Here is a 261-nt window from a genome sequence, read left to right on the forward strand (position 1 = left end):
GGATGACGACTTATAATTGGGATTTGATTGAATGCTTGCTGCATGAAGTGCAGAGCGATGACACAAGCTTCGCGCCACGTGCTTATGCCGAAAAATACGCGGCGGCGAAGGCGGCAGAGGGCGGGGAACCCGAAAACCTTGATCACCTTAAAGCCGTGGCAGGAGAGTACGAAAAGCTATTGCTGGAGCGCGGTTACATCGAACCTCGGCCAGAAGAGCAGGGTGGCTCGGGGTCCAACTACATCTTGACGGCGCGAGGCT

1 protein-coding gene is annotated in these 261 nt (G+C 55.6%); it reads left to right on the forward strand.

Annotated features, from left to right (window positions below):
- Positions 1-2: 2 nt before the first annotated feature.
- On the forward strand, positions 3-261 hold a 259-nt coding region (locus AAEZ08_RS23095), incomplete at its 3' end, for a transcriptional regulator (RefSeq protein WP_500125204.1).

The sequence above is a fragment of the Pseudomonas sp. E45-MNA-CIBAN-0222 genome, assembly GCF_040310405.1.
In the GTDB taxonomy this organism is placed as follows: Bacteria; Pseudomonadota; Gammaproteobacteria; order Pseudomonadales; family Pseudomonadaceae; genus Stutzerimonas; species Stutzerimonas stutzeri_AC.